21 protein-coding genes are annotated in these 20,169 nt (G+C 34.8%); 6 read left to right on the top strand and 15 right to left on the bottom strand.

What is annotated here, in order from left to right:
- Window positions 1–51: 51 nt before the first annotated feature.
- From IEV84_RS02660 to IEV84_RS02620, 9 genes are all read right to left on the bottom strand, one after another.
- Window positions 52–564 carry a DUF2480 family protein gene (locus IEV84_RS02660; protein WP_188492139.1) on the bottom strand — a complete coding sequence of 171 codons (513 nt, stop codon included), beginning with the start codon at window positions 562–564 and terminating at the stop codon, window positions 52–54.
- Between the two features lie 88 nt (window positions 565–652).
- Entirely contained in the window at window positions 653–976 is a 324-nt protein-coding gene (locus IEV84_RS02655) for an SUF system Fe-S cluster assembly protein (RefSeq protein ID WP_188492137.1), read from the bottom strand.
- Between the two features lie 163 nt (window positions 977–1,139).
- A complete protein-coding gene (locus tag IEV84_RS02650) occupies window positions 1,140–1,559 on the bottom strand; it encodes a SufE family protein (protein ID WP_188492135.1) in 420 nt (139 codons plus the stop codon).
- On the bottom strand, window positions 1,549–1,986 hold the full coding sequence (locus IEV84_RS02645) for a hypothetical protein (RefSeq protein ID WP_188492133.1): 438 nt from the start codon (window positions 1,984–1,986) through the stop codon (window positions 1,549–1,551). The genes IEV84_RS02650 and IEV84_RS02645 overlap by 11 nt, the downstream gene beginning before the upstream one ends.
- 9 nt (window positions 1,987–1,995) lie before the next feature.
- Window positions 1,996–3,210, bottom strand: a complete 1,215-nt coding sequence (locus IEV84_RS02640; RefSeq protein ID WP_188492132.1) for an aminotransferase class V-fold PLP-dependent enzyme — start codon at window positions 3,208–3,210, stop codon at window positions 1,996–1,998.
- Window positions 3,211–3,454: 244 nt separating this feature from the next.
- Window positions 3,455–4,771, bottom strand: coding sequence for a Fe-S cluster assembly protein SufD (sufD, locus tag IEV84_RS02635; RefSeq protein ID WP_188492130.1), 1,317 nt, complete (start codon window positions 4,769–4,771; stop codon window positions 3,455–3,457).
- 77 nt (window positions 4,772–4,848) lie between these two features.
- Window positions 4,849–5,595, bottom strand: coding sequence for a Fe-S cluster assembly ATPase SufC (gene sufC, locus IEV84_RS02630; protein WP_188492128.1), 747 nt, complete (start codon window positions 5,593–5,595; stop codon window positions 4,849–4,851).
- 35 nt (window positions 5,596–5,630) lie between these two features.
- Entirely contained in the window at window positions 5,631–7,079 is a 1,449-nt protein-coding gene (gene sufB, locus IEV84_RS02625) for a Fe-S cluster assembly protein SufB (RefSeq protein WP_188492126.1), read from the bottom strand.
- A 110-nt stretch (window positions 7,080–7,189) separates the two neighbouring features.
- On the bottom strand, window positions 7,190–7,519 hold the full coding sequence (locus IEV84_RS02620; RefSeq protein WP_188492124.1) for a HesB/IscA family protein: 330 nt from the start codon (window positions 7,517–7,519) through the stop codon (window positions 7,190–7,192).
- A 175-nt stretch (window positions 7,520–7,694) separates the two neighbouring features.
- Here IEV84_RS02620 and IEV84_RS02615 point away from each other — a divergent pair, with 175 nt between their 5' ends.
- The 5 genes from IEV84_RS02615 to IEV84_RS02595 all read left to right on the top strand — a co-directional run bounded on the left by IEV84_RS02615 (window position 7,695) and on the right by IEV84_RS02595 (window position 12,845).
- Complete coding sequence (locus IEV84_RS02615; protein WP_188492122.1) at window positions 7,695–8,654, top strand: YjgN family protein; 960 nt, start codon at window positions 7,695–7,697, stop codon at window positions 8,652–8,654.
- A 4-nt stretch (window positions 8,655–8,658) separates the two neighbouring features.
- The gene (locus IEV84_RS02610; protein ID WP_188492120.1) at window positions 8,659–9,726 is read left to right on the top strand and encodes a M48 family metallopeptidase; all 1,068 of its coding nucleotides are present in this window, start codon (window positions 8,659–8,661) and stop codon (window positions 9,724–9,726) included.
- An 89-nt stretch (window positions 9,727–9,815) separates the two neighbouring features.
- On the top strand, window positions 9,816–10,673 hold the full coding sequence (locus IEV84_RS02605; RefSeq protein ID WP_188492118.1) for an MBL fold metallo-hydrolase: 858 nt from the start codon (window positions 9,816–9,818) through the stop codon (window positions 10,671–10,673).
- A gap of 154 nt (window positions 10,674–10,827) precedes the next feature.
- Window positions 10,828–11,706 (top strand): AraC family transcriptional regulator, encoded by an 879-nt coding sequence (locus IEV84_RS02600; RefSeq protein ID WP_188492117.1) that lies wholly within the window; start codon window positions 10,828–10,830, stop codon window positions 11,704–11,706.
- Between the two features lie 86 nt (window positions 11,707–11,792).
- Window positions 11,793–12,845, top strand: a complete 1,053-nt coding sequence (locus IEV84_RS02595) for an alpha/beta hydrolase (protein WP_188492115.1) — start codon at window positions 11,793–11,795, stop codon at window positions 12,843–12,845.
- Window positions 12,846–12,950: 105 nt separating this feature from the next.
- Here the strand turns inward: IEV84_RS02595 and IEV84_RS02590 are convergent, their stop codons facing one another.
- From IEV84_RS02590 to IEV84_RS02575, 4 genes are read right to left on the bottom strand one after another with little or no spacing between them, the layout of a single operon-like run.
- On the bottom strand, window positions 12,951–15,353 hold the full coding sequence (locus tag IEV84_RS02590; RefSeq protein WP_188492113.1) for a M20/M25/M40 family metallo-hydrolase: 2,403 nt from the start codon (window positions 15,351–15,353) through the stop codon (window positions 12,951–12,953).
- Between the two features lie 24 nt (window positions 15,354–15,377).
- Window positions 15,378–15,728, bottom strand: a complete 351-nt coding sequence (locus tag IEV84_RS02585; protein WP_188492111.1) for a hypothetical protein — start codon at window positions 15,726–15,728, stop codon at window positions 15,378–15,380.
- A 5-nt stretch (window positions 15,729–15,733) separates the two neighbouring features.
- Window positions 15,734–16,285: a YfiT family bacillithiol transferase gene (locus IEV84_RS02580; RefSeq protein ID WP_188492109.1), complete on the bottom strand. Its 552-nt coding sequence runs from the start codon at window positions 16,283–16,285 to the stop codon at window positions 15,734–15,736.
- 2 nt (window positions 16,286–16,287) lie between these two features.
- A complete protein-coding gene (locus tag IEV84_RS02575) occupies window positions 16,288–17,817 on the bottom strand; it encodes a carbon-nitrogen hydrolase family protein (RefSeq protein WP_188492107.1) in 1,530 nt (509 codons plus the stop codon).
- Window positions 17,818–18,014: 197 nt separating this feature from the next.
- Between IEV84_RS02575 and IEV84_RS02570 the strand changes: the two genes are divergently transcribed.
- Window positions 18,015–18,350, top strand: coding sequence for a single-stranded DNA-binding protein (locus IEV84_RS02570; protein WP_188492105.1), 336 nt, complete (start codon window positions 18,015–18,017; stop codon window positions 18,348–18,350).
- 92 nt (window positions 18,351–18,442) lie between these two features.
- Here IEV84_RS02570 and IEV84_RS02565 read toward each other — a convergent pair whose 3' ends face one another.
- Window positions 18,443–18,724 (bottom strand): TM2 domain-containing protein, encoded by a 282-nt coding sequence (locus IEV84_RS02565; RefSeq protein WP_188492103.1) that lies wholly within the window; start codon window positions 18,722–18,724, stop codon window positions 18,443–18,445.
- 81 nt (window positions 18,725–18,805) lie between these two features.
- The gene (locus tag IEV84_RS02560; protein WP_188492101.1) at window positions 18,806–19,753 is read right to left on the bottom strand and encodes a 2-hydroxyacid dehydrogenase; all 948 of its coding nucleotides are present in this window, start codon (window positions 19,751–19,753) and stop codon (window positions 18,806–18,808) included.
- Between the last annotated feature and the right edge of the window lie 416 nt (window positions 19,754–20,169).

Genomic DNA, 20,169 nt, shown 5'->3' with positions numbered 1-20,169 from the left:
ATAAAAAAAATGCTACTGGTAAAGTAGCATTTGATTCAATAAATATAGCTTTTAGGCTTTTTTAGGCGCTTTGTACAGCGGAACTGCCGAACAAGCTTCACCATACATAATACTTCTGGCAAAAGGCTGTAAATGATGTGCCGCCAAAACATAAGCACGCATAGGTACCGGTTTCTTAGAACAGCCTTTAATAATCACCGATTTGTTGGTGTAAGTGGTATAATCCAGTTTAGGAAGTAATTCTTCATACAATGCTGCCTCTAAATCTTCTTTGTTTCCATTGATGATTTTTTTGGCAAAAGGAGCCAGTTGTATGGCAACTAAAATGGATGCCCAAGCCGGAACGATAGCATCGGTACTGCAATAGATAGCAACATAATGATCCTGATATTGCGTCCAATCATGATTTTTAAGTTGCTCTCTAAAGTCTTTTTCTTTTAATAAAAATCCTTCGAGTAACCATTGCGAAATATCAATTTGCGTACGAATGCCTTTTGGATAGTAATCTTCGAGATCGAATACTTCCAAGGCACTGTTAGCTACTTTGTTAATTATTTCTTCCATTTTTTTAATATTAAGTGGTCAGTATTCAGCTTTTTAGTGGTCAGTAAAATAACTGAATACTAAAAACTTGTTCACTGAACACTCTTTTTTAAAGCATTCCTAATTCTAATTTAGCTTCTTCGCTCATTAAGTCTTTGCTCCAAGGCGGATCGAAAGTAATTTCTACTTCAGCACCTTTTACACCCGGAATGGATTTAATTTTTTCTTCTACTTCTCTTGGTAAACTTTCCGCTACAGGACAGTTTGGAGAAGTAAGTGTCATCAGGATTTTTACTTCGTAATCAGTGTTTACCATTACATCATAAATTAATCCTAATTCGTAAATATCTACAGGGATTTCCGGATCGTAAATGGTTTTTAATTTTTTTACAATTGATTCTCCTAATTCGTTGGTATCTATTTCTTGTTCCATTTTATTTCTATTTTTGTTAAACTATATGACTTGTTTTTTTAACATATAAGTCATTTAAGTTTTTGATTTATTTTTTAAAAGTTAATATAAGTTAGCGTGGCTTTTTTTGAACCATATAAGTTTATAAGAGTTTGACTTATATGTTCTTTATGGTTAAAAAAAATTAATTTTTTACATTAAATGCCAAAGCATACATCTTAATATTCTTAATCATCGAAACCAAACCATTGGCTCTGGTAGGCGATAAATGCTCTTTTAATCCTATTTCATCAATAAAACTCATGTCTGCATCAATGATGTCTTTTGGAGTCTGATTTGAAAACACACGAATTAAAATCGCAATGATTCCTTTGGTTAATATGGCGTCGCTATCTGCAGTGAAAATAATTTTGTCATCATTTTGTTCTCCTTGTAACCAAACTTTGGATTGACAACCTTTAATTAAATTTTCGTCAACTTTAAATTCTTCTTTGATTAATGGAAGGTTTTTTCCTAATTCGATGATGTATTCATAACGCTGCATCCAGTCGTCAAACATCGAGAATTCGTCAACAATTTCGTCTTGTATATCTTTAATTTTCATTGTTTTGTTTTGCAAATGAATTTATTTTAGTCACTATTTTTTTTATTTCATTGGGCGGAAATCCATGGTCAAAACTTTGTGATTCATAGCTTTTTCCTCCATAATTTATCTTCAAATTCGCTATAGCCGCACCATCGTAGAAGCGTTTTTCAGTTGGCGATTTTAAATTTTTTATTTCTTCTAAATCGACTTTCTTAAAAAGAACAATTAGTTCTTTCCAGTCGGTATCAGAGATTTTTGATTGAACTGCTTTTCCTTTTCTGTCTTTTTTTACACTGACAGTATGTTTTTCGATGCTAATTTCCTGAAAAAATCCTCTGCTGTTAGCGGTATAGATAAGTTGAGCCGTTTCTATATTTTGTTGAGAAACTCCTTCGCAGCCTTTGCCTAGAAAAATGGTTAGGAATAATAACGATAGTAGTTTCATGTTTTGATTTTATGATAACATCATTTGGGCTTTTTTAACAGCTTCTACCAAAGCATCGATTTCTTCTTTTGTATTATAAAAAGAAAACGAAGCTCTTATGGTTCCCGGAATACCAAAGAAATTCATAATCGGTTGCGCACAGTGGTGACCTGTTCTTACAGCTATTCCTAATTTATCAATAATACTACCAATATCATAAGGATGAATTCCTTCTATATTAAACGAAATTACCGAGGTTTTATTCTTAGAATTTCCATAAATGCGTAAACCTTCAATTTCTGAAAGTTTTTGGGTAGCATAGGCTAACAATTCTAATTCCTGTTGTTGAATGTTTTCAAAACCTACCTCATTCATATAATCGATAGCTGTTCCCAGTACAATTCCTCCTTCAATATGCGGTGTTCCGGCTTCAAATTTATGAGGTAGTTCGGCGTAAGTAGTTTTTTCGAAAGTAACTTCCTTAATCATTTCGCCACCACCCTGATAAGGAGGTAATTTGTTCAACCATACTTCTTTTCCGTATAAAATTCCGGTTCCTGTTGGACCACACATTTTATGTCCTGAAAAAGCATAGAAATCACAATCCAAAGCCTGAACATCCGGTTTTAAATGCGGTACCGATTGTGCTCCGTCAATCAGGATTGCAGCACCCACTACGTGTGCTTTATCAATCATGTATTTGATAGGATTGATAGTTCCCAAAGCATTAGAAATATGATTTACTGCAACGATTTTAGTTTTATCAGAAAGTAATTTGTCATATTCGGCCATAATCAATTCGCCGTTTTCATTCATAGGAATGACCTTTAGATTAGCTCCGGTTTTTTCGCAAAGCATTTGCCAAGGCACAATATTGCTATGATGCTCTAAATGTGAAACAACAACTTCGTCGCCCGGTTTTAAAATCGCAGCAAAACCATTGGCAACCAAATTGATTCCAAAAGTAGTTCCTGAAGTAAAGAGCACCTCATGAGCGTGTTTGGCATTAATGTGATTTTGCACTTTGCCACGGGCAATCTCGTAGGCATCGGTTGCTAATTGACTAAGGGTGTGAACACCGCGGTGAATATTAGCATTTATTTCCTGATAATATTTTGATATAGCATCAATAACTACCTGAGGTTTTTGCGAAGTGGCTCCGTTGTCGAAATATACTAAGGGTTTTCCGTTCACTTTTTGATTCAGAATCGGAAAATCGGCTCTTATTTTTTGAATGTCTAACATAACTTATTTAGAAAAAATCTACTTTACAAAAGTACTAAAACTAAAATTGTTTTTAACTGCAATTATTTGTTTTGATTGATTGTGATATCAGTTTAATCTATAGGAGCGATTTTTATAGTTATAAATTGACCACAAAGCACACAAAATAAAATCACAAAGGACACAAAGTTCGGTAAAACTCTGTGCCCTTTGCGTATCATCCTGAGTCTGTCGAAGGACTCATTTAACTTTGTGGTTAAAAAAACTACAAATCAAATCCTAATTTCACACCTAATTTATTGGCGATAATAGTAGTGATTCGTTTTTTTAATTCCGGTATTTTGATGTTTTCGATAACTGCGTTAGAGAAAGCATACATCAACAAGGCTTTGGCTTCTTTTTTAGGGATTCCGCGTTGTTGCATGTAGAATAAAGCTGTTTCGTCTAATTGACCCACAGTACAACCGTGAGAACATTTTACATCATCGGCAAAAATTTCCAATTGTGGTTTGGCGTTAATACTAGCTTTGTCGCTCAAAACAATGTTGTTGCTTTTTTGGAACGCATTGGTTTTTTGTGCTTCTTTCTCCACATATACTTTTCCGTTGAAAACTCCTGTGGAACGATCAGAGAAAATTCCTTTGTAGTCTTGGAAACTCTCGCAATTTGGTTGCGCGTGATTTACTAAAGTATAATGATCTACGTGTTGCTTTTCGCCAATAATTGTGATTCCGTTCAGTGTACTCGTCAATCTTTCGCCGAAATGGTAGAAATTCAGGTTGTTTCGGGTCAGGTTTCCTCCAAAAGAGAAAGTGTGAACAGATACGTGACTTTCTTTTTGTTGTGAAACGTAAGTATTGTCGATTAAATTAGCTTCAAGGTCGTCATTTTGGATTTTGTAATAATCCACAATAGCGCGTTTTTGAGCAAAAATCTCCGTAACTGAATTGGTCAAGACAGGATTTTCGCTTAAACTTTGGTGACGCTCAATAATTTGCACATGTGAATTCTCGCCTACAATGACTAAGTTTCTTGGCTGAACCATCAAAGCAGCTTCATTTCCTGTTGAGAAATACATAATCTCAATAGGTTTGTCGGCAACCTTACTTTTTGGGATATTAATGTAAGCTCCTTCTAAAGAAAAAGCAGTGTTTAATGTAGTTAAGCTGTCGTCTTTGCTTGCAATTTTGTTAAAATAGTTATCAATAACCATTTTATATTTTGGTTTTGTCAATGCCGAAGACATCAAACAAACATCAATTCCGTCGTGTGTGGTTGATGATAGGTGTGAGCTAAAAATACCGTCGATAAAAACAACTTTATAAGTATCAATTTCGTGAATAAAGTATTTTTTTACCTGATTGAATTCTATAGCGCTGTCTTTTTTAGGAAAAACGGTAAAGTCATTTTTCAGAATGGCATTTAGCGAAGTATATTTCCAGGCTTCTTCTTTTTTAGTTGGAAAACCTTTTATTTCAAAGTTTTTTATAGCTGAAGTTCTAACATCATGCAGTTCAGAATGAACATCAACGCGCTCTTCAAAAGCCATAAAAGACGATAGTAATTTTTCTTTTAATTCCATTTTTACAATGTTTATGGTTTATGGTTTTTTGTTTATCGTTCTTGCCTGAACAACAAACTATAAACTATAAACAAATTTTAATTTTCTGCTTTAATCCAGTCGTATCCTTTGTCTTCTAATTCATGTGCCAATTCAGCTCCGCCAGATTTTACAATTTTTCCATTGTATAAAACGTGAACAAAATCAGGAACGATGTAATCTAATAATCTTTGGTAGTGTGTGATAACGATGATAGCGTTTTTATCACTTTTCAATTTGTTAACACCATTGGCAACAATTCTTAAAGCGTCGATATCTAATCCTGAATCGGTTTCGTCAAGGATAGCTAATTTAGGCTCCAACATAGCCATTTGGAAGATTTCATTACGTTTTTTCTCTCCACCAGAAAAACCTTCGTTAAGAGAACGAGATAAAAACTTACGGTCGATTTCTAACAATTCTGATTTTTCACGAATTACTTTTAGCATTTCGTTGGCTGGCATTTCTTCCTGACCATTAGCTTTACGGGTTTCGTTGATAGCGGTTTTCATGAAGTTCGTTACCGAAACTCCCGGAATTTCTACCGGATATTGGAAAGAAAGGAATACACCTTTGTGCGCTCTTTCTTCAGGAGCTAATTCTGAGATATCTTCATTGTCTAATAAGATTTCTCCTTCGGTTACTTCATAGTTTTCGTTTCCGGCAATAATTGCAGAAAGGGTACTTTTTCCTGCTCCATTAGGGCCCATTATGGCGTGAACTTCACCTGCTTTTACTTCAAGGTTAATTCCTTTAAGAATTTCTTTATCGCCTATTGAGGCTTGTAGATTTTTTATGCTTAACATTTTTTGAATGTGTTTTTTATACTTTAAACTAATTTTTATCCTACTGAACCTTCTAATGAGATTTCTAATAATTTTTGAGCTTCTACCGCAAATTCCATTGGTAACTTATTCAGTACATCTTTACTGAAACCGTTTACAATTAACGCAATGGCTTTTTCAGTAGGAATACCACGTTGGTTGCAATAGAAAACCTGATCTTCACCAATTTTAGAAGTTGTTGCTTCGTGTTCAATTTTAGCTGATGGATTTTTACTTTCGATATAAGGGAAAGTATGTGCCCCACAATTGTTACCCATTAATAAGGAATCACATTGAGAAAAGTTACGGGCATTTTCGGCACGTGGGCTAATTTGAACTAATCCTCTGTAGCTATTTTGTGATTTTCCGGCTGAAATACCTTTGGAAATAATAGTCGATTTAGTGTTTTTACCTAAATGGATCATTTTTGTTCCGGTATCCGCTTGTTGGAAATTATTAGTAACGGCAATCGAATAGAATTCACCTACCGAGTTATCTCCTTTTAATACGCAAGAAGGGTATTTCCAGGTTACGGCAGAACCTGTTTCTACCTGAGTCCATGAAATTTTAGCGTTTGTTTCGCATAAACCTCTTTTGGTTACAAAGTTGAAAACACCACCTTTTCCATCTTTGTTTCCAGGAAACCAGTTTTGAACTGTAGAATATTTAATCTCTGCATCGTCCAGAGCAATTAGCTCGACAACCGCAGCGTGTAATTGATTTTCGTCACGACTTGGGGCAGTACAACCTTCCAGATAAGAAACATAACTTCCTTCGTCGGCAATAACTAAGGTTCTTTCAAATTGTCCTGTTCCTGCCTGATTGATACGGAAATAAGTAGAAAGTTCCATTGGGCATTTTACTCCTTTTGGGATGTAACAAAAAGATCCGTCAGAGAAAACAGCTGAATTTAATGCAGCATAAAAGTTGTCTCTTTGAGGAACCACTGTTCCTAAATATTTACGTACTAAGTCCGGATGTTCTTTGATAGCCTCAGAAATACTCATGAAGATAATTCCTTTTTCGCCTAATGTTTTTTTGAATGTTGTAGCTACCGAAACCGAGTCAACTACAATATCCATGGCTACATTGTTCAGCTTTTTTTGCTCATCGATTGAGATACCTAATTTTTTATACATTTCCAATAATTCCGGATCTACATCGTCCAGTGTTTTATTTGGATCGGCTTTTTTAGGAGCTGAATAATAGGAAATGGCCTGAAAATCCGGTTTTTCATAACGTACATTAGCCCATTCCGGTTCAATCATTTCTTCCCAAGCTCTGAAGGCTTCAATACGCCAGTCGGTCATCCATTGAGGTTCGCCTTTTTTCTGAGAAATGGCACGAACAATGTCTTCATTTAAACCAACAGGAAACGTCTCCGATTCAAGATTGGTATAAAATCCGTATTCGTATTCTTTGTTTTCGAGTTCGATTTTTAAATCGTCTTCAGTATATTTACTCATTTTGTTTATTTAAAGATTATTTCGTCCATTCGCTTTACAAGCTCAGGTGAATAATTTAAAGACTAAAAGTTCTTTAAATTGGTTTTAATCATTTATTCGATTCAAAAGATTTATAGAGAAAAACTTTCTCCGCATCCGCAAGTTCTGGTTGCGTTTGGATTGTTAAAAACAAATCCTTTTCCGTTTAATCCTCCTGAAAACTCTAAAATAGTTCCAGCGAGATATAGAAAAGACTTTTTTTCTACAGCAATAGTTATACCGTTGTCTATAAATATTTTGTCGTTTTCGTCTTTTTGTTTGTCGAACTTTAAATCATAAGATAAGCCCGAGCATCCGCCGCTTTTAACACCTACTCTTACATAATCTGTGGCGGCATCAAAACCATCTTCTGTCATCAAGTCGATGATTTTCTTTTTGGCAGTATCAGAAACCTTTATCATTGTGTGTTGATTTTGTCTAAATTAACTGCAAAGATAAGGCATAAAAACCGTATTCTACAACAGATAACATTTTTATAACTAATAAGGAAATAGATAATAGTTATTTTTTTCGTTTAGTAAAAAAAATAGTATATTTTTATAATCTATTTTTTAATCAGAAAAACAATAAATAATTATGGAAGAATCTTTAGAAAAAAGAGTAGCGTACTCATTAAATTACAATGGAAAGGGAAGTGATTTTTTTGGAATTATAATGGTCAATTGGTTATTGACAGTAATTACTTTAGGATTTTATTATCCCTGGGCAAAAGCCAAACAGCTGCAGTATGTTTATAATTCTACTTCTCTTAATGAAGATTCATTTGCTTTTCATGGCACTGGTAAAGAAATGTTTAAAGGGTTTTTAAAAGCGATTTTGGTGTTTTTAATATTGTATGGGGTGCTTTTTTTGTGTATTGTTCAACAAATGCCCGGACTTGGTTTGTTGGTGTTTTACATAGGTTTAATTGCTATACTTCCAATTGCAATTCATGGTTCATATCGTTACAGAATGTCTCGCAGTTCCTGGAGAGGAATTCGTTTTGGATACCGGGGCGATAGAAAAGAATTTACATTGTTGTTTTTTAAATGGATTTTCTTTACCATCATTACTTTAGGGATTTACGGACCCTGGATGGCTATGAATATGCGAAATTATTTACTAGGAAATGTTCGTTTTGGAGATGTTGAATTTCAATATGATGGCGACGGTGCAGAGTATTTTGCTCTTAACATTAAAGGTTATTTATTAACGATTGTTACTTTAGGTATTTATAGTTTCTGGTGGCAAAAAGAGTTGTTTGAGTATTATGTAAATAATTTAAGTTTAAAAAGAGGCGATGCTAAGATTTATCTTAATTCAACAGCAACGGCTGGTGGTTTTTTCAAGCTAATTGTAACTAATATTCTGTTGTTAGTCTTTACTTTAGGATTGGCTTATGCCTGGGTTGCAACCCGCACCATAAAATTTATTTTTGAAAACATTGAGGCCGAAGGCAATATTAATTTGGACGCTTTAACTCAAACAGAAGAAAATTATAAAGATGCAACTGGCGAAGATTTAAGTGATTTTTTAAATCTTGACACCATAATGTAATGTTATGAATAATACAACAACAGCTGTTTTTTATGACGGAAATTCGTCTGTTCCACAACAGATAACATTGACATTGAACAGTTTTAACAGAACATTGGAATTTCAGTCAGCTGATGGTTCAACATGTAAATGGCTTGTTGCAGACATAACGTTTGAAAAGCGTTCTTCAGGATTACACTTGGAACATGGAGCAGAAGTTTTGCAGCATATTAAAATCCAGGATGCCAATTTTATTCATTTAATTCAAAATTTCAGAAAAGCTAATGGACAAATTGGCTGGTATCAAAAGTTGATTGATATCGGTTTTGCGGCACATATGGGTATAGCTGTAGTTATTATGGCGCTTATAGGTTTGTGTTATGTCTATATTATTCCTTGGGCGGCTGAACAATCGGTGAGTTTAATTCCTGAAGAGTATGATAATGAATTAGGAAATTCGGCTTGGGTAGGAAATCAATATTTTATGAATGTTGATTCGACAAAAACAAAATTACTAAATGATTTTGCAAAGGAATTGAAGCTACATAACACAAAGAAGCTCAAATTTACCGTTGTAAAATCTAATGAAATAAATGCTTTTGCCTTACCTAACGGAAGTATTGTTGTTTTTACTGGCATTCTCCAAGAGATGAAAAATTATGATGAATTAGTAGGTTTGTTAGGTCACGAAGCTTCCCATGTTAATAACCGTCATTCGATGAAAATGCTTTGTCGCAGTTTGTCGGGTTATTTGTTTATTTCGGTAATTTTAGGAGATGCTAACGGAATTATGGCAACTATAGGAGACAATGTAAACAGCTTGCAATCTTTGTCTTTTTCGAGAGAATTTGAACATCAGGCCGACGCTGATGGTTTTAAAATATTGTTGGAAAACAAAGTTAATCCTCAGGGAATGGCTAATTTGTTCAAACGATTGCAACAGCAACATTCTTATACAATACCAGAGTTTTTAAGTTCACATCCGGTGACCGAAAACCGAATAGATTTTATTAATACAATGATTAAAAATAAAAAATTTCAAACAATAGCTCATCCTCAATTGGAAAGTTTATTTGCCCAATTAAAGGAATAAAACTTTTGTTATAAAAAAGCATACGGATTCAACAATGAAACTACAATTATTTAGTAGTTTTATTGTTGAATTTTTTATTTGATACTGCAATGAATCTTTACCCTATAGAAACAGGAAATTTTAAATTAGACGGAGGAGCAATGTTTGGTGTAGTGCCAAAAACCATTTGGAACAAAACCAATCCGGCCGATGTTAATAATTTAATTGATATAGCCGCCCGTTGTTTGTTGATTGAAGAAGGCAATCGCCTGATATTGATTGATGCCGGAATGGGTAACAAACAATCCGAGAAGTTTTTTGGGTATTATTCACTGTGGGGAACGCATTCTATGGATCAGTCTTTGGCTCAATATGGTTTTCATCGGGATGATATTACCGATGTTTTTTTGACTCATCTTCATTTTGATCACTGTGGTGGAGCGATTCAATGGAATAAGGACAGAACAGGATTTGAACCTGCGTTTAAAAACGCCAAATTTTGGACCAATGAAAATCATTGGAAATGGGCTACCGAGCCTAATTCCCGTGAAAAAGCTTCTTTTCTGTCTGAAAACATTTTGCCAATGCAAGAAAGTGGTCATCTACATTTTATAAAAAGAGCCGAAGGTGATTTTGTGGAAAGATCCGAGTTGGATTTTGGGATTTTCTTTGTCGATGGTCATACTGAGAAGCAGATGATTCCGCATATTCAATATCAAGGGAAAACCATTGTTTTTTGTGCCGATTTGTTGCCTACAGCCGGACATATCCCTATTCCTTATGTGATGGGATATGATACCAGACCATTATTGACCATGGACGAAAAAACAAAGTTCATGAACGCTGCTGCCGATAATAACTACTATTTGTTTCTGGAACATGATGCGCACAACGAGATTATCACCGTGAAACATACCGAAAAAGGCGTGCGATTATCGGAGGTTTTTTCTTGTGCGGATATTTTGTAGGATGTAATATTTTAGGCCAACTGCATCGAAATAATACTAATAATGTTAGTGGAAACTCTAAAACCGATACCAATAAAAAAAACCGACATATAATTGTGAAGAAAGTTTTAAATAAATGTGATGTGTTATTGTTTGAATCTCTTAATTTTGCTGAATGAAAGAAAAACAGATAAGAGTATTGTCGGAATTTAATAACGAACTTAAATTGAAAGGCTTTCGGGCATTTAAGATTGATGACGACAGTAGTGCAACTCGGATTTATAGCAGAAAGGATTTTTATAAAATATGCCTAACAACAGGTAAAAGTAAAATTCATTATGCAGACAAAAGTTTTGAGCAAGAAGGAAGTATTTTGTTTTTTGGTAACCCACATATTCCCTATTCTTGGGAAACATTAACTACTTATTATGTGGGTTATACCATACTTTTTTCGGAAGAATTTTTAAAACAATCCGAACGTTCTGAAAGTTTACACAATTCTCCATTTTTTAAAATTGGAGGAACGCCTGTTCTAAAAATTTCGGACGAAAAGCGGTTGTTTTTGAATACACTTTTTGAAAAAATGATTGAAGAGCAAAAAAGTGATTACACATACAAGGACGAACTTATTCGCAACTATATCAATTTGATAATACATGAATCATTGAAGTTGCAGCCTGCTGAAAATATGAATCAAAATAAAAATTCATCGGCAAGAATTACAAACGTATTTTTTGAATTATTGGAAAGGCAATTTCCAATTGAAACAACCGACCAACCGCTAAAATTGAAATCAGCACAAGATTATGCTCAACAGCTTAATATCCATGTCAATCATTTAAACCGTTCTGTAAAAGAAGTTACCGGTAAGCCAACTACTGCACATATTACTGAACGAGTTGTGGCGGAAGCAAAAGCTTTGCTTCAACATACCGATTGGAATATTTCTGAAATTGCCTACGCACTTGGTTTTGAGTATCCAACTTATTTTAATAATTTTTTTAAAAGAATTACAGGAACAAATCCAAAAACTCTTAGAGAAAAATTTGTTTGAAATTCTTAATTTTCAATTTGATTTTTATTAACAACGCCTTATTGATCTGTTCTAATTTTGCCTCTGTAATTTAAAACAAATTAGTGATGAAATTAAAAACAGTAGTAATGATACTTTCCTTTTTATTTATTGGACAAGTATTTGCACAAAATAAAGAAGTTAATTTAAATCAAAATAAAATGACAGCAACAGAACATTACACCTTTCAATTAAGTGATAAAGTAACCAGACAAAAAGTAAGTTTCAAAAACCGTTATGGAATCACACTTTCAGGTGATTTGTATTTACCCAAAAATGTAGGAACAGAAAAGTTAGCTGCATTGGCAATTAGCGGACCATTTGGTGCGGTAAAAGAGCAATCATCAGGTTTATACGCTAATCAAATGGCAGAACGTGGTTTTGCAGTGGTTGCTTTTGACCCATCTTACACAGGCGAAAGTAGTGGCGAACCAAGAAATGTAGCATCGCCTGATATTAACACCGAAGATTTTAGTGCAGCAGTAGATTTTTTAGGATTACAAAAAAATGTGCATAGAGAAAAAATCGGCATCATAGGAATTTGTGGTTTTGCTGGATTTGCACTAAATGCAACGGCTATCGACAAAAGAGTAAAAGCTGTAGCCGCAACAAGTATGTACGATATGACAAGGGTAATATCCAAAGGGTACAACGATATAGTAACACTTGAACAACGCACCAAAACATTGGAACAATTGGGACAACAGCGATGGAAAGATGCAGAAAGTGGCGATTTTGAATATCCAACTACTCATCTTCCGGGAAAATTAACAGGCAGTGAACCACAATTTGTGAAAGACTATTTTGACTATTATAAAACCGTAAGAGGATATCATGAACGTTCATTAAATTCAACAAAAGGTTGGCGATTAACAAATGCTCTTTCATTTATGAATATGCCGATATTAACGTACATCAAAGAAATATCTCCACGTCCGATGTTATTAATAGCAGGTGAAAAAGCACATTCACGCTATTTTAGTGAAACAGCCTTTATGAATGCTAACGAGCCTAAAGAATTAATGATTCTTCCAAATGTGGTTCATGTAGATTTATACGACAATGTTAACATTATCCCATTTGACAAATTAGAAACTTTCTTCAAAACGCATTTGAAATAATAACCAAAAACAAATGAGCAACTGCTAATAAGGTATTGGCAAAAGCGAGACTGAAGTAATTCATACCCAAACCGATTAAAAAATCAAAAATATTACGGTAATCAATTACTCGATTATTGTGCTATCAACCGAAGTGTTAACGGTTTTGTATGAATTTCGAACTGTTGATTGCTGTTCTGTAATTGGTGTCGGTTTTTGAACTACTCTTGAGCCCGGACGAATAGTCTTTTTAATTGCCACGGCATCATTCAGTACAAATGGTGTTGGCATCATCCAGTCGGCACGTTTTTTCATGTTGAATAAAGGATTTTGCATTAAATCAAAGGAGCTTTCCAGTAGTTTCATGTCAAAAACTGTGGCTACATTGATGTTGAATTCCAGAAGTAAAGGTTCGTTATCGACTACATAATAGCTGAGTAATTTTTTGCCCTCTCTTTTAAATATCTTTCCGTTTTGTTCTAAATGCGAAACGCCATTGGTTTTGATATTGTATATATCCATTTTCTCATTGGCAAAAATATCATAGCGATTGACTTTTCGATTCGGTGAAATTCGAATCTTTAAATAGCGCAGATTATCAGCAATACTGTCGGTCAGGAATTCGATAGTAGGCTGCGGAATCCTTTGTATAGGCGCTGGAGCTGCAAAGGTAAATTGCGAATCGTATTTGCTAAAAAGCGGAATATCACTAATGTTTTTGGGAGTTTTTGGGTCTTCGCCCAAATAGTTTTTCGTCCAGGAATCCAGGTTTTTATCATAAGTTAACCATTGCGCATTATTGGTATCGGCATCATAAAGGTAAACCAGGCTGTTTGATTTTGCTTTTCCTTTTTCGTAATCAGCATTAGAGTGTGCTTTGGCAAAAAAGCCAATAGCAGCCAATAAGAAAAGAATAGACCAGCTTCCTTTTTGAACATAATTACCCAAAGTAGGTAATAGTAACCCAAAACATAAAACGGTTAAAACGGCACTACCAAACAATACTTTTAGTCCTAATCCTACCGGAAACATTTCGATAAAGGGAGCAATGATTAATAAGGCCGGAATACTTAAAATAAGGTTGAAAACAGGGCTGTATTTTTGGGTAAGGATGTAAAAACCAAACATAAAAATGCCAAAATAAACAGGAATAATTAAAAATCCGGCTCCCTGTAAATTAAAAGCAATGCCGGTATTGATGAGTAACCAAATGAAAATAGGAGCTACAAAATGATTGGCAGTAATTTTATTAGGTGTGAAAAAATGGTAAAAAGCAAAACAAATGGCAATGCTTAATAAAACGAAAGCGGCAATATAAGCGTGTCCGTTGTAGGTGAAGCCATTTAGTAAATCATTGTATTGCGGGTAGATTTGTAATAGTATTTTCCAGCCCAAAAAAGTAATTAATCCAGCCGAAAAAACGGCACCCAATAGCGGAATGAATCCTTGAAGCATTTTTGGGAATGTTAGAATTCTTTTGGCAATTCCTAAGAAAATAAAGAAAAAGAAAAGACCGAAAGCAATGATTACCATTGGAATTACCCAACTAAAAGGATAATTGATAAAACTAAAAGGAATCGAAAAATAGACATAATCTTCAACGGATTTGGTAGTATTCAAATCAGAATTAGAAAAATGATTCAACAAAGGCATCAGGTAAGAACCCTGATGAGCCAAGGAATTTGGGTCTAAATTATTGTAGTTGTCCTGCGCAGTGTGGTAGTTGTAATGTCCGTCGATAAAAGCAAAATTAAATCCCTGAATATTGCCTTGTTCTCTAAAAACAGTCAAGTCGGTGTCGTTAGGCAGCATTTTGTAAATGCTGTACATTAATGAATTAGATACCGGAAAAGTAGGATTTGCGGCGGCGAAATTTTGAACCATTCCCGCGTTTCCATTGTTGGTTTCCATCAACATATAACTTGGACCTGAGCTTCCGCGAGCTTCAAAGTTAAGTACTAAACCCACATCTTTTGCCCATTGATGCTGAGTTGCAAAAAGAGCGGCACCGTTGAGACCTAATTCTTCGGCATCGGTAAATAAAATAATAATGTCATTTTGATGCGGAGTTTTATTATGTAAAAAAGCACGAAGGCTTTCTAAAATAGTTGCAATTCCGGAAGCATCGTCACTGGCTCCGGGTGATGCCGAATGTGGAGCACTGTCATAATGCGATAATAATACTAAGGCTTTAGTGTTTTTACTTCCTTCAATTCGGGCGATTATGTTTTTGGATTTAGTTAAATTTCCCCAATCGGTTAAGGTGTATCCTTCCTGAATGCTTGGTTTTAAACCTAATTTTGTCAGTTCGTTTTGCAGATAATTGGCTACCTGATTGTGGTTTTCCGAACCTACATAATGAGGTTTTTGGCTTATGGTTTTTACATGAGTCAAAGCTCTTTTTGTCGAAAATTCTGTTAGGGTTTCTTCGTCTGTAAAAGTCCATCGGGGCATTATGCTGAGATAAATCAGGCTCAGAACGGCTATAAAAAATAAGGTGTAAATTACAGAAGACAGGTCTTTTTTCATTTTGGTTAGGTTTGGGGTGGGCGACTAATTGTCTTTTTTGACAAGAATGTATAAATCATTTTCTAATAACATATAACCCTGATCATATAGGAAATAGTATGTGTTTCCGGTTTTAGTTTTTAAAATATTGGTAAAAAAATCAAAATCGAAGCCTTTACTTAATAATTTGGTTTTAGTCGTTTTTGATTTTCCTTCGGTATTGAGTTCGCTGAGGATACGGTAATTCTTGCGCAATTTGTTGTTGACATTGCGCATAAAGTTGTTACTGTCTTTATTCATTTTGTTGTTGTAGGCATTGCGACAGCCATCACTGCAAAACTTCTTGTCTTCGCGACCGATAATTTTTTCACCGCATTCTAAACAGTTCTTTACCATAAATTTTAAAATTGTCCCTTGTACAACAAGGCTTGTTCTATATGTGCTAAATGATGATTGCAGTGCCATGCATAAATACCTATAACTTCCTCTAAGCTTAAGGTTTTATTTGTTGCCGGATGGATAAATAGTCTTTTTAATTCCTTTTCTCCCAATGATTTTAATAGCAAAACCCAACGCGCATGAACGCCCCGAATTATTTGCAGCGAAGCTGTTACATCATCCGAAACTCCATCGATAAGTTCAGCCCATCGGTCTTCCTCATAAGGTTTAATTATTGGATTTTCTTCAGTGAGTGCCAATTTAAAACGAACAAAACTATTGATATGACTATCGGCACAATGATGTACTACTTGTTTTATTTTCCAGCCATCGGGTCTGTAAATCCAGTTTAACTCTTTTATCGAAAGGTTTTTAGTCAGTTCATCTATTTTTTGAGGAAAACTTTCAATAGCTGAAATCCATTTGTCCAAATGATCCTGAGTTATAGCATTCGGTTTTAGAAATTCTCCTATAGGAAACCGTAAATTTTCTATGTCATACAATTGGTTGTTCATAGTTAATGTTTTAGTTTTTTAATTCGATACAAATCGTGACGACGGTCTTTTAATATTTTAACACTGCCGTGTTCGTGTAATTCTTTTAATAAATCTAAATCGACATCAACAATCAGGGTCATTTCGGTATTTGGAGTGGTTTCGGCTTTGATACCATTGCTTGGGAAAGCAAAATCGGCAGGTGTAAAAACAGCTGTTTGCGCATATTGAATGTCCATGTTGTTCACTTTTGGTAAATTTCCCACACAACCGGCAATGGCAACATAGCATTCGTTTTCTATGGCTCTTGCCTGTGCGCAGTGTTTTACTCTGGTGTATCCGTTTTGAGTATCGGTAAGAAAAGGAACAAATAAGATATTCATGCCTTCATCGGCCATTAATCGGGAAAGTTCCGGGAATTCTACATCATAGCAAATCATGATTCCTATTTTTCCGCAATCGGTATCAAAAGTCTGAATGGTATTGCCACCTGTAATTCCCCAGTGAAAAACTTCGTTTGGTGTGATGTGGATTTTAGTGTAGGTTTCGAAAGTACCGTCTCTTTTGCAAAGAAAACCACTGTTGTATAGCACTCCGTCAACTAAATTAGGCATGCTTCCGCTAATGATATTGATGTTGTACGAAATGGCTAATTCCTGAAATCTTTTACGGATGGGTTCGGCATATTTTGCTAATTCCCGAATGGCGTCGGCTTCAGATAAATGATTGTAATCGGCCATTAAGGGAGCTATGAATAATTCAGGAAAAACCGCAAAATCACTGCCGTAGCCCGAAACGGCATCAATAAAAAATTCGGATTGTTCAAACAGCGCTTCCAGGTTTTTCAAAGGGCGCATTTGCCACTGAATTAAACCCAGTCGGATAACTGTTTTTTCGGTATTAATAATACTAGGACTTTCAATGTAATAGATGTTATTCCATTCTAATAAAACGGCAAATTCTTTGGATTTTCTGTCGCCTTCCAGATAGTTTTTCATCACCCGCATGATATGGAAATCATTGCTCAATTGAAACGATAGTACGGGATCGTGAATTTCTTTTCTTTTAACTTTATCAATATAGGTTTTAGGATTAATCTCATGGGCATATTTGGCATAATTCGGAATTCTGCCGGCAAACACAATAGATTTTAGATTGAGCTGTTCGCAAATTTCCTTTCGGGCATCGTACAAACGACGTCCTAAGCGTAAACCACGGTATTTGGGCACCACAAAAACATCAATTCCGTATAAAATTTCGCCTTTGGAAGTATGGGTAGAAAAAGTATAATTGCCTGTAATTTTAGCGTAATCATGGTTCTGATCTACTAAATCTTCCGGTACAATAATCGATAATGCTGCGCCTACTACAATATCATCGACTAAAATAACCAGCTGTCCTTCGGGAAATATTTTGAGTAATTTTTTAATATCGGCTTCTCTCCAGTAGTCGTCAACCATTTCCGGATAAGATTCAATCATCGAATTTTTTAATTCTTTATAGTCTTGAATTTTCAGATTTCGTAGTTCGACTTTGTTGATTTCTGCTTGCATAAAAGGATTGATTTGCTGAAAGATACGAAAAAAAAGTATCCGTTTACAAACGTTTACAAATATTTATAGTCGAAAGTAAATAGATGCTAACCGAATAAATGTTTGCGTTGGTTGCAACTTTGTACTGTCGAAAAGCAAGAATAGCAACGACAATTCTAATATCATTTTATTCATTAACAATTTAAATTTTATACGCCATGAATGCATTAAGAAACAAAGTACAGTTGATCGGTCATTTAGGAAATGAACCAGAAATCAAAAATTTTGACGGAGGTAAAAAGTTAGCCAATTTCACCTTGGCAACTAACGAAGTTTACAAAAATGATAAAGGTGAAAAAGTAGAAGAAACCCAATGGCATCGTTTAATTGCCTGGGGGAAAACCGCCGAAATCATAGAAAAATATGTTACTAAAGGAAGGGAAATTGCCATTGAAGGTAAATTAACCCACCGCAGTTATGAAGATAAAAACGGAGAAAAACGTTATGTGACCGAAGTAGTGGTTTCTGATTTGCTTTTATTAGGTAAGCAATAAAAACGGATTACAAGTAGTAAGTGTTTTGTAAAAAACGGAGAGTAAACAAAAATTCCGCAAAGTCAACTGGCTTTGCGGAATTGTATTTTTATTTAAAACCAGGGTTTTCGTCCTAGTTGATAAGTTCTAAAAAATTCATCTTCTGATTTGGTCAAATAGATTATGCCTTCTATAAGCCCCAAAAGACCGGTTAATGCTCCAAAGCTAATCAGACTCAGAAAAAGCCAAATAACTCCTTCTTTGGTGTAACCCAATAGAAATTTATGAATTCCCAAAGGTCCCAGAATGATGGCTAGTAAACCGGCAGCCAGTCTTTTATTGTCTTCTTCAAAAGATTGCGGTTGATTCCAGTGTTCGTGTTTTGAATTTTCCATAATCATAATATTTAGCTGATTATCAATCATTAAATTTATGAATTTTTATCCAAATACTAAAGCGACACCATCTGATTTACTTTAATTAAAGTACAACTGCTTAATTTTATCGACAATTACCTGTGCTAATCGCTCGTGACTTTCAAATGTCCAGCCGGCCACATGGGGTGATAATAGTACATTATCGGCTTCTAATAAATACTGAAAAGCTTCCGGAGTAGTTTTGTCCTGAAATAAGGTTTCAAAAGATAATTTTTCATATTCTAAAACGTCCAGTCCGGCACCTAAGACTTTTCCCGATTTTAAAGCAGCTACTAAATCGGCTGTTACAATGTTTTTTCCTCTGGAGGTATTCAAAATCCAAAACGGTTTTGCAAAAGCATTGATAAATGTGGCATTGACCATTTTATCGGTATCCGGAGTCCAGGGAATATGTAAACTCAATACATCCGTTTTTTGTTGTAATTCGGCTAAAGAAACCTGCTTCGCATTGGCATCGGCTACATTTTCCTGAATATCATAGCAAAGTACTTCTACATCAAACCCTCTTAATTTTTTGGCAAACCATTTTCCCATATTCCCATAACCGATAATACCCACGGTTTTTCCGTCCAGTTCATGCCCACGGTTGCTTTCTCTGTTCCAATGACCGGAACGGATTTCTCTGTCGGCGCGGTTTAAATTGTTAAAAAGCGATAAAATCATTCCTAAACTATGTTCGGCAACTGCGTTTCGGTTACCCTCGGGAGCGGCAATCAGTGCAATATTTTTAGAAGTAGCATAATCACAATCAATACTTTCCAAACCTGCGCCAACCCGGGCTATAAATTGTAAATTGGTAGCCTTGTCTAAAAAAGTTTTATCGATTTTAAATCGGCTACGGATGACAATTCCATGATAATCCTGAATTTTATTTTCGATTTCTTCCTTTGACGAAGTAAAGTCTTCGTGATTGATAAAACCCAATTGCTGTAATTGGTTCATCATTATTGGGTTATTACTATCGATGTGAAGAATTTTAATATCCATAAGTATTTTTATGTTGAGCTTTCAAAAATACTAAAAAAACAGAGTTATTAGTTTATCCCCAATGATTAGAATCTCCTAAGAACAAAAAACCATTTCTAAATTAAAATTAATTCAGAAATGGCTTGTTGTTGGATGACCCAAACTTAAAGTAATGTTTTTTGCATACGCTCTTTTTTTACTGATACATAGTTTTGTTAATATCTCGCCATAGTTTCGTCTCCGAATAAAAAGCGGGAAATCCTGTCGTAAATCATGTTGAATAACTTTTTCATAATAATGTATATTTAATGTTAGTTTTTAACTTAAACCATTGATTAAGAAAAGTCAAGTAGCGATAGATTGGGTTTGCTTCTATAAAATTACAGCTATTTTTAATTGTATAAAAGCAACTAACTAAATTTTCGATGTAACGCATT

It is taken from the genome of Flavobacterium palustre, from assembly GCF_014639535.1.
GTDB classification, from domain to species: Bacteria; Bacteroidota; Bacteroidia; order Flavobacteriales; family Flavobacteriaceae; genus Flavobacterium; species Flavobacterium palustre.
This window is presented reverse-complemented; position numbering and strand designations above follow the sequence as displayed.

Coding starts and splice junctions, on each gene's coding strand:
- IEV84_RS02660 (WP_188492139.1), bottom strand. CDS start 564: ATGGAAGAAATAATTAACAAAGTAGCTAACAGTGCCTTGGAAGTATTC.
- IEV84_RS02575 (WP_188492107.1), bottom strand. CDS start 17,817: ATGCAAGCAGAAATCAACAAAGTCGAACTACGAAATCTGAAAATTCAA.
- IEV84_RS02640 (WP_188492132.1), bottom strand. CDS start 3,210: ATGTTAGACATTCAAAAAATAAGAGCCGATTTTCCGATTCTGAATCAA.
- IEV84_RS02600 (WP_188492117.1), top strand. CDS start 10,828: ATGAAAGAAAAACAGATAAGAGTATTGTCGGAATTTAATAACGAACTT.
- sufC (WP_188492128.1), bottom strand. CDS start 5,595: ATGTTAAGCATAAAAAATCTACAAGCCTCAATAGGCGATAAAGAAATT.
- IEV84_RS02605 (WP_188492118.1), top strand. CDS start 9,816: ATGAATCTTTACCCTATAGAAACAGGAAATTTTAAATTAGACGGAGGA.
- IEV84_RS02570 (WP_188492105.1), top strand. CDS start 18,015: ATGAATGCATTAAGAAACAAAGTACAGTTGATCGGTCATTTAGGAAAT.
- IEV84_RS02645 (WP_188492133.1), bottom strand. CDS start 1,986: ATGAAACTACTATCGTTATTATTCCTAACCATTTTTCTAGGCAAAGGC.
- IEV84_RS02565 (WP_188492103.1), bottom strand. CDS start 18,724: ATGGAAAATTCAAAACACGAACACTGGAATCAACCGCAATCTTTTGAA.
- IEV84_RS02560 (WP_188492101.1), bottom strand. CDS start 19,753: ATGGATATTAAAATTCTTCACATCGATAGTAATAACCCAATAATGATG.
- IEV84_RS02650 (WP_188492135.1), bottom strand. CDS start 1,559: ATGAAAATTAAAGATATACAAGACGAAATTGTTGACGAATTCTCGATG.
- IEV84_RS02655 (WP_188492137.1), bottom strand. CDS start 976: ATGGAACAAGAAATAGATACCAACGAATTAGGAGAATCAATTGTAAAA.
- IEV84_RS02620 (WP_188492124.1), bottom strand. CDS start 7,519: ATGATAAAGGTTTCTGATACTGCCAAAAAGAAAATCATCGACTTGATG.
- IEV84_RS02615 (WP_188492122.1), top strand. CDS start 7,695: ATGGAAGAATCTTTAGAAAAAAGAGTAGCGTACTCATTAAATTACAAT.
- IEV84_RS02580 (WP_188492109.1), bottom strand. CDS start 16,285: ATGAACAACCAATTGTATGACATAGAAAATTTACGGTTTCCTATAGGA.
- IEV84_RS02585 (WP_188492111.1), bottom strand. CDS start 15,728: ATGGTAAAGAACTGTTTAGAATGCGGTGAAAAAATTATCGGTCGCGAA.
- IEV84_RS02595 (WP_188492115.1), top strand. CDS start 11,793: ATGAAATTAAAAACAGTAGTAATGATACTTTCCTTTTTATTTATTGGA.
- sufB (WP_188492126.1), bottom strand. CDS start 7,079: ATGAGTAAATATACTGAAGACGATTTAAAAATCGAACTCGAAAACAAA.
- sufD (WP_188492130.1), bottom strand. CDS start 4,771: ATGGAATTAAAAGAAAAATTACTATCGTCTTTTATGGCTTTTGAAGAG.
- IEV84_RS02590 (WP_188492113.1), bottom strand. CDS start 15,353: ATGAAAAAAGACCTGTCTTCTGTAATTTACACCTTATTTTTTATAGCC.
- IEV84_RS02610 (WP_188492120.1), top strand. CDS start 8,659: ATGAATAATACAACAACAGCTGTTTTTTATGACGGAAATTCGTCTGTT.